10 protein-coding genes and 1 tRNA gene are annotated in these 7,975 nt (G+C 66.0%); all 11 read left to right on the top strand.

Annotated elements, in window-relative coordinates; all coding sequences use genetic code 11:
* On the top strand, positions 1-769 hold a 769-nt coding region (locus tag BXA03_RS26065), incomplete at its 5' end, for a S1 RNA-binding domain-containing protein (protein WP_143476475.1).
* Positions 770-853: 84 nt separating this feature from the next.
* Positions 854-1,843 carry an NAD(P)H-quinone oxidoreductase gene (locus tag BXA03_RS26060; protein WP_076512092.1) on the top strand — a complete coding sequence of 330 codons (990 nt, stop codon included), beginning with the start codon at positions 854-856 and terminating at the stop codon, positions 1,841-1,843.
* A gap of 28 nt (positions 1,844-1,871) precedes the next feature.
* Positions 1,872-2,624, top strand: a complete 753-nt coding sequence (gene tpiA / locus BXA03_RS26055; protein ID WP_076512091.1) for a triose-phosphate isomerase — start codon at positions 1,872-1,874, stop codon at positions 2,622-2,624.
* A gap of 32 nt (positions 2,625-2,656) precedes the next feature.
* Entirely contained in the window at positions 2,657-3,025 is a 369-nt protein-coding gene (gene secG, locus BXA03_RS26050) for a preprotein translocase subunit SecG (RefSeq protein WP_076512090.1), read from the top strand.
* Positions 3,026-3,159: 134 nt separating this feature from the next.
* Positions 3,160-3,244 (top strand) — tRNA-Leu (locus BXA03_RS26045).
* Positions 3,245-3,319: 75 nt separating this feature from the next.
* A complete protein-coding gene (locus tag BXA03_RS26040; protein ID WP_058641604.1) occupies positions 3,320-3,679 on the top strand; it encodes an NADH-quinone oxidoreductase subunit A in 360 nt (119 codons plus the stop codon).
* 30 nt (positions 3,680-3,709) lie between these two features.
* Entirely contained in the window at positions 3,710-4,192 is a 483-nt protein-coding gene (locus BXA03_RS26035; RefSeq protein WP_017756931.1) for a NuoB/complex I 20 kDa subunit family protein, read from the top strand.
* Between the two features lie 13 nt (positions 4,193-4,205).
* Entirely contained in the window at positions 4,206-4,814 is a 609-nt protein-coding gene (locus BXA03_RS26030) for an NADH-quinone oxidoreductase subunit C (RefSeq protein WP_076512089.1), read from the top strand.
* 15 nt (positions 4,815-4,829) lie between these two features.
* A complete protein-coding gene (locus tag BXA03_RS26025) occupies positions 4,830-6,083 on the top strand; it encodes an NADH-quinone oxidoreductase subunit D (protein WP_076512088.1) in 1,254 nt (417 codons plus the stop codon).
* Positions 6,080-6,625 (top strand): NADH-quinone oxidoreductase subunit NuoE, encoded by a 546-nt coding sequence (locus tag BXA03_RS26020; RefSeq protein WP_076512087.1) that lies wholly within the window; start codon positions 6,080-6,082, stop codon positions 6,623-6,625. Before BXA03_RS26025 ends, BXA03_RS26020 begins: the two co-directional genes overlap by 4 nt.
* Positions 6,625-7,965: an NADH-quinone oxidoreductase subunit NuoF gene (gene nuoF / locus BXA03_RS26015; protein ID WP_076512086.1), complete on the top strand. Its 1,341-nt coding sequence runs from the start codon at positions 6,625-6,627 to the stop codon at positions 7,963-7,965. Before BXA03_RS26020 ends, nuoF begins: the two co-directional genes overlap by 1 nt.
* Positions 7,966-7,975: the final 10 nt, after the last annotated feature.

The following is a 7,975-nucleotide window of genomic DNA, read 5'->3' as shown; positions in this document are numbered from 1 at the left end:
CGCCCTGGCCCAGGCCAAGGAAGCGCGCATGCACATCCTGGGCAAGATGCAGGACGCCATGGGCGAGGCCAAGGCCGAGATCTCGTCCTTCGCGCCCAAGCTCTACACGATGAAGATCAACCCCGAGAAGATCCGCGACGTGATTGGCAAGGGCGGCGCCACCATCCGGGCGCTGACCGAAGAGACCGGCTGCCAGATCAACATCGAGGAAGACGGCACCATCACCATCGCGGCGACCGACGCCGCCAAGGCCGACGTGGCCAAGCAGCGCATCGAGCAGATCACGGCGGAAGTCGAGATCGGCAAAATTTACGAAGGCCCGGTCACCAAGATCCTGGACTTCGGCGCGCTGATCAACCTGCTGCCCGGCAAGGACGGCCTGCTGCACATCAGCCAGATTGCCCATGAGCGCGTCGAGCGCGTGACCGACTACCTGACCGAAGGCCAGATCGTCAAGGTCAAGGTGCTCGAGACCGACGACAAGGGTCGCGTCAAGCTGTCAATGAAGGCCCTGGCCGAGCGTCCGGCTGGCATGCCCGAATTCGGCGACCGTCCGCCGCGCGACGACCGTGGCGAGCGCCGCGACCGAGGTGATCGTGGCGACCGCGGTGACCGCGGTGATCGCCGCGAGCGTCCGCCGCGTGAAGAGCGCCCGGCGCGTGCGGAACCCGGCACCGGCCAGGAGCCCTCGGCCGACGCTGCAGCGGCCGCGCAGCAGCAGCAGGTGGCACCCCAAGGTGGCACCCAGTCGCCCGAGCAGCAAGGCTGATCGGCCTTGACTGACCCGAGGCCGGCAGGGCACTACGCGTGGCCTGCCGGCTTTCGTCCATCACTGCCTTTAACAGGAGATCGCATGAAAGCCGTCGAGATCAGCAGCCATGGCGCCCCAGAGGTGCTCCGCCTGTGCACGCGTGACGATCCGCAGCCGGCTGCCGGAGAACTGCTGATCCGTGTCGCCGCCAGCGGTGTGAACCGTCCCGATGTGCTGCAGCGCATGGGTCAGTACCCGGTGCCTCCGGGCGCGTCCGACCTGCCGGGCCTCGAAGTCGCTGGCGAGATCGTCGGGGGCGATGCGGCCGAACTTGCGCAGGCCGGCTTCAAGCTGGGTGACCGCGTGTGTGCGCTGGTGGCGGGCGGCGGTTACGCGCAGCTGTGCCTTGCGCCCATCGGCCAGTGCCTGCCGGTGCCACAGGGCTGGTCGGACGTCGAGGCGGCGGCCCTGCCGGAGACCTTCTTCACCGTCTGGAGCAATGTCTTCGACCGCGGCCGTCTGCAGAAGGGCGAGACCTTCCTGGTGCAGGGTGGCACGAGCGGCATCGGCGTGACAGCCATCCAGCTGGCCAAGGCATTCGGTGCAACCGTGATCGCCACGGCAGGCAGCGAGGACAAGTGCAAGGCGTGCCTGAAGCTGGGCGCGGACCATGCGATCAACTACCGCGAGCAGGACTTCGCCGAAGAGACCAAGCGCATCACCGACGGCCGCGGCGTGGACGTGATCCTCGACATGGTGGCGGGCGACTACGTGGCGCGCGAGGTGGGCTGCCTGGCCGAAGACGGCCGGCTGGTGATCATCGCCGTGCAGGGCGGCATCGAGAGCGGCTTCAATGCCGGGCTGGTGCTGCGCCGACGCCTGACGATCACGGGCTCCACGCTGCGTCCGCGACCGGTCGCGTTCAAGACGGCCATCGCGCGCAACCTGCGCGAGAAGGTCTGGCCGCTGCTGGCCACGCGACAAGGCGTGCATCCGGTGATTCATTCCACATTCGAGGCGGCCGATGCCGCCAAGGCCCATGCGCTGATGCAGTCCAATCAGCACATCGGCAAGATCGTGCTGACCTGGTGAGGGGCAAGCAGGCTATCCATCAAGAACCATGAGCAATAAAAAACAACTCATCGCTGGCAACTGGAAGATGAACGGCGGCCTGGCCGCCAACGAGGCGCTGCTGGGTGCGCTTCGCGAGGGAGTGGGCCAGCCGGCGTGCGATGTCGCGGTATGCGTACCCGCCCCGTATCTGGCGCAGGTGCAGGCGTTGACGCAGGGCTCGCCCCTTGCACTTGGCGCGCAGGACGTGTCGGCCCATGCGCAGGGCGCGTATACGGGCGAGCAGTCGGTGGCCATGCTGAAGGACTTCGGCGTGCGCTATGCCATCGTGGGCCATTCGGAGCGTCGGCAGTACCACGGCGAGACCGACGAACTCGTCTCCGCCAAGGCCGGTGCGGCGCTCGCCGGCGGCATCACCCCCATCGTGTGTGTGGGCGAGACCCTGGCCGAGCGCGAGGCCGGCAAGACTGAAGACGTGGTGCGCCGCCAACTGGCCGCCGTGATCCACGCCAACGGCCACTGCATCAGCGAGATCGTCGTCGCCTATGAACCCGTGTGGGCCATCGGCACGGGCAAGACCGCGACGCCGGAAGAGGCGCAGGCCGTGCACGCCGTGCTGCGGGCTCAGTTGCAGCATGCCGCCGGCGACGCCGCCGCGCGCATCCGCATCCTCTATGGTGGCAGCATGAACGCGGCCAATGCCTCGTCGCTGCTGGCCCAGCCGGACATCGATGGCGGCCTCATTGGCGGTGCCTCGCTCAAGGCGGCCGACTTCCTCCAGATCATCGCGGCCGCTCGCTGAGACGGCCGCCTCATTCACGACGTTCTTCAGACATGACCATCGTCCACAACATCCTCATCGCCGTGCAGATCCTGGCCGCCATCGCCATGGTCGGCCTGATCCTCCTGCAACATGGCAAGGGCGCCGACATGGGCGCGGCCTTTGGCAGCGGGAGCTCCGGCAGCCTGTTTGGTGCCAGTGGCAGCGCCAACTTCCTGTCGCGCACCACGGCCGTCCTGGCGGCGCTGTTCTTTGCCTGCACGTTGCTGCTCGCCTACTTCGGCACACCGCGCGCGGCCGGCGGCGGCAGCCTGCTGGAGCGCGCGCCGATCACGGCGCCCGCGTCGCAGATCCCGGCCGGCAATGCCGTTCCGGCTCCTGCGGCACCTGCGTCGGACGCGACGCAGATCCCGGCCAAGTGAGGCAGGCGCTTCCTGGTCATTACTTTGTGATGCAGTCCCGTCCAAACCGGGGCATTTCAGGGTAAACTCCAAGGCTGCCCCGGAAAGCCAATAACCTTCTAGGTTCCTCATGCCATCCGGGGCAAGCGTAAACCGCCGTCGTGGTGAAATTGGTAGACACGCTATCTTGAGGGGGTAGTGGCGAAAGCTGTGCGAGTTCGAGTCTCGCCGACGGCACCAATCTGCACCGGCTGATGCGCCAACCTGCAACGGGTCTGGCCATCGGTCGGTGGCAAGCGGTGATAGAGCCCCCCGATGAACCTCGCGACCTACCTTCCCGTTCTGTTGTTCATTCTGGTGGGGGTGGCGGTAGGCATACTCCCGCAAGTTCTGGGTTACGTTCTGGGCCCGAACCGGCCCGACGCGGCCAAGAACTCCCCCTACGAGTGCGGCTTCGAGGCGTTCGAAAACGCCCGCATGCAGTTCGACGTCCGCTACTACCTCGTCGCCATCCTCTTCATCCTCTTCGACCTGGAAATCGCCTTCCTCTTCCCGTGGGCCGTGGCCTTCAAGGAAGTCGGACCGCTGGGCTTCTGGGCGGCGGTGGTGTTCCTGGCCATCCTCGTCGTGGGCTTTGCCTACGAGTGGAAGAAGGGCGCCCTGGATTGGGAATGAGGCGACGCAACACGAGAGGAAACCCTGGCCATGGCCATTGAAGGTGTGTTCAAGGAAGGCTTCATCACGACGTCCTACGACGCGGTGGTGAACTGGGCGAAGACGGGCTCGCTGTGGCCCATGACCTTCGGCCTTGCCTGCTGCGCGGTCGAGATGATGCATGCGGCTGCGGCCCGCTACGACATCGGACGCTTCGGCGCCGAGGTGTTCCGCGCCAGCCCACGTCAGTCCGATCTCATGATCGTGGCGGGCACGCTGTGCAACAAGATGGCGCCGGCATTGCGCAAGGTGTATGACCAGATGGCCGAGCCCCGGTGGGTGCTCTCCATGGGTTCCTGCGCCAACGGCGGCGGTTACTACCACTACAGCTATTCGGTGGTGCGCGGCTGCGACCGCATCGTGCCGGTCGACGTCTACGTGCCCGGCTGCCCGCCGACGGCCGAGGCGCTGATCTACGGGATCATCCAGCTGCAGCAGAAGGTGCGCCGCACCAACACCATCGCGCGCGCCTGAGCGCGCCCCTCCCATGACATCGATTGCCATTGATCCGCAGGTCCTGAAGGACCAGCTTGCACTCGCCCTGGGCGACAAGGTGCGCGAGGTCAACCTCGCGTTGGGCGAGGTGACGATCATCGTCAGCGCCGCCAATTATCTGGACGTGATGAAGACGCTGCGCGACACCGCAGGCATGCAGTTCGAGCAGCTCATCGATTTGTGCGGGATGGACTATTCCGCCTGGCGCGACGAGGTGTGGGAAGGCCCGCGCTTCGCCGTGGTGGTGCACCTGCTGTCGGTGAGCCTCAACCAGCGCGTGCGCGTGCGCGCCTTCTGTCCCGACGACGACCTGCCGGTGATCGCTTCCGTCAACGAACTGTGGGCCGCGGCCAACTGGTTCGAGCGCGAGGCCTTCGACCTGTACGGCATCGTCTTCGACGGCCACCCGGACCTGCGCCGCATCCTCACCGACTACGGCTTCATCGGCCACCCGTTCCGCAAGGACTTCCCGCTGTCCGGCCATGTCGAGATGCGCTACGACGAGCAGATGCAGCGCGTGGTCTACCAGCCGGTGACGATCGAGCCGCGCGAGGTCACCCCGCGCGTGATCCGCGAAGAGCATTACGGCGGCCTGCACTGAACCCCCGACCGACCCATGGCTGAAATCAAGAACTACACGCTCAACTTCGGGCCGCAGCACCCCGCCGCGCACGGTGTGCTGCGCCTGGTGCTGGAGCTCGACGGCGAAGTGGTGCAACGCGCCGACCCGCACATCGGCCTGCTGCACCGCGCCACCGAGAAGCTGGCCGAGCACAAGACCTTCATCCAGTCGCTGCCCTACATGGACCGTCTCGACTACGTGTCCATGATGTGCAACGAGCATGCCTACTGCCTGGCCATCGAGAAGCTGCTCGGCCTGGAAGTGCCGATCCGCGCCCAGTACATCCGCGTGATGTTCTCGGAGATCACCCGCATGCTCAACCACCTCATGTGGCTGGGCTCGCACGGCAACGACTGCGGCAGCTCCACGATCCTGATCTACGCTTTTCGCGAGCGCGAAGACCTGTTCGACGCCTACGAGGCGGTGTCCGGCGCGCGTATGCATGCGGCCTACTTCCGTCCGGGTGGCGTGTACCGCGACCTGCCGGACAGCATGCCGCAGTACAAGCACAGCAAGATCAAGAACGCCAAGGCCCTCGCTCGCATGAACGAGAACCGCCAGGGTTCGCTGCTGGACTTTCTCGAAGACTTCACGAAGCGCTTCGACACCTACCTGGCCGAATACCACACGCTGCTGACCGACAACCGCATCTGGAAGCAGCGCACCGTGGGCATCGGCGTCATGGACGCCGACCGCGCGCTCAACCTGGGCCTCACCGGCCCGATGCTGCGCGGCTCCGGCATCGCCTGGGACCTGCGCAAGACGCAGCCCTACGACGTCTACGACCAGGTCGACTTCGACATCCCGGTGGGCAAGACCGGCGACTGCTACGACCGCTACCTCGTGCGCATGGAGGAGCTCAACCAGTCGAACCGCATCATTGCCCAGTGCGTGAAGTGGCTCAAGGCCAACCCCGGCCCGGTCATCACGGACAACCACAAGGTGGCGGCTCCCAAGCGCGAGGCCATGAAGGCCAACATGGAAGAGCTGATCCACCACTTCAAGCTCTTCACCGAGGGCTTCCGCGTGCCCGAAGGCGAGGCCTATGCCGCCGTCGAGCATCCCAAGGGAGAGTTCGGCATCTACCTGGTCAGCGACGGTGCCAACAAGCCTTACCGCCTGAAGATCCGGCCGCCGGGCTTCGTGCACCTGGCCGCACTCGACGAGATGGCGCGCGGCCACATGCTGGCCGACACCGTGGCCATCATCGGCACGCTGGACATCGTCTTCGGAGAGATCGATCGATGAGCGATTCTTTGAACAATCCTCCCATCGCCCCCGCGGCACTGCCGCAGGACCTGCTCGACCGCTTCGCCCGCGAAGTTGCCAAGTACCCCGACAGCGACGCCGGCCGCCAATCGGCCGTGATGGCCTGCCTGTCCATCGTGCAGCAGGTCTACGGCTGGGTGAGCGACGAGAACGAGGCCGCCGTGGCCGCCTACCTGGGCATGCCCCAGATCGCGGCGCGCGAAGTGACCACGTTCTACAACATGTACAACCAGCAGCCGGTGGGCAGGTTCAAGCTGAACGTCTGCACCAACCTGCCGTGCCAGCTGCGCGATGGCTACAAGGCCCTGCACCACCTCGAAGCCAAGCTGGGCATCAAGATGGGCGAAACCACGGCCGACGGCATGTTCACGCTGCAACAGAGCGAATGCCTGGGCGCCTGCGCCGATTCGCCGGTGATGCTGGTCAACGACCGCACCATGTGCAGCTTCATGAGCAACGAGAAGCTCGACCAGCTGGTCGACGGCCTGCGTGCCGCCGAGCCGCAAGGGGAGAAGCGCTGATGACCCCCGATCAAGTCCTTTCGCAGTTCCGCGCCACCGGCGTGCAGACCTGCTTCCACGGCCGCCACATCGAGCCGCAGATCTATGCCGGCCTGGACGGCACCAACTGGAGCCTCGCCGACTACGAGGCGCGCGGCGGCTACCAGGCGCTGCGCAAGATCCTCACCGAGGGCATGACGCAGGACCAGGTGATCGCCGAGATGAAAACCTCCGGCCTGCGTGGCCGCGGCGGCGCCGGATTCCCGACGGGCCTGAAGTGGAGCTTCATGCCCCGCCAGTTCCCCGGTCAGAAGTACCTGGTCTGCAACTCGGACGAAGGCGAGCCCGGTACGTGCAAGGACCGCGACATCCTCATGTTCAACCCGCACATCGTCATCGAAGGCATGGCGATCGCGGCGTATGCCATGGGCATCAGCGTGGGCTACAACTACATCCACGGTGAGATCTTCGAGGTGTATGAACGCTTCGAGGCGGCCCTGGAAGAGGCGCGCGCCGCCGGCTACCTGGGTGGCAACATCATGGGCAGCAACTTCAGCTTCCAGCTGCATGCGCACCATGGCTTCGGCGCCTACATCTGTGGCGAAGAAACCGCGCTGCTCGAATCGCTGGAAGGCAAGAAGGGCCAGCCGCGCTTCAAGCCGCCGTTCCCGGCCAGCTTCGGGCTGTACGGCAAGCCGACCACGATCAACAACACCGAGACCTTCGCGGCGGTGCCCTGGATCATCCGCAACGGCGGCCAGGCCTACCTCGAGTGCGGCAAGCCCAACAACGGCGGAACCAAGATCTACTCGGTCTCGGGCGACGTCGAGCTGCCCGGCAACTACGAAGTGCCCATGGGCACGCCCTTCTCCAAGCTGCTGGAGCTGGCGGGCGGCGTGCGCAAGGGTCGCAAGCTCAAGGCCGTGATCCCGGGCGGCTCGTCCGCGCCGGTGCTGCCGGCCGACATCATGATGTCCTGCACGATGGACTACGACTCCATCGCCAAGGCCGGCTCCATGCTGGGCTCGGGCGCGGTCATCGTGATGGACGACAGCCGCTGCATGGTCGAGTCGCTCAAGCGCCTGTCGTACTTCTACATGCACGAGTCCTGCGGCCAGTGCACGCCCTGCCGCGAAGGTACGGGCTGGCTGTGGCGCGTGGTCGACCGCATCCACCATGGCGAAGGCCGCGCCTCCGACATGGACCTGCTGAATTCCGTGGCCGACAACATCCAGGGCCGCACGATCTGCGCGCTGGGCGATGCCGCGGCCATGCCCGTGCGTGCCATGCTGAAGCACTTCCGTCACGAGTTCGAGGCCATGGTGCCCGGCTACGTGCCGAAGACGCCGGCCCAGGCCTGAGCGGGAGCGA

This window comes from Pseudacidovorax sp. RU35E (assembly GCF_900156165.1).
GTDB lineage: Bacteria > Pseudomonadota > Gammaproteobacteria > Burkholderiales > Burkholderiaceae_C > Xenophilus.
The sequence above is the reverse complement of the archived record's forward strand: the minus strand, read 5'-3'. Positions and strand labels throughout refer to the sequence as shown.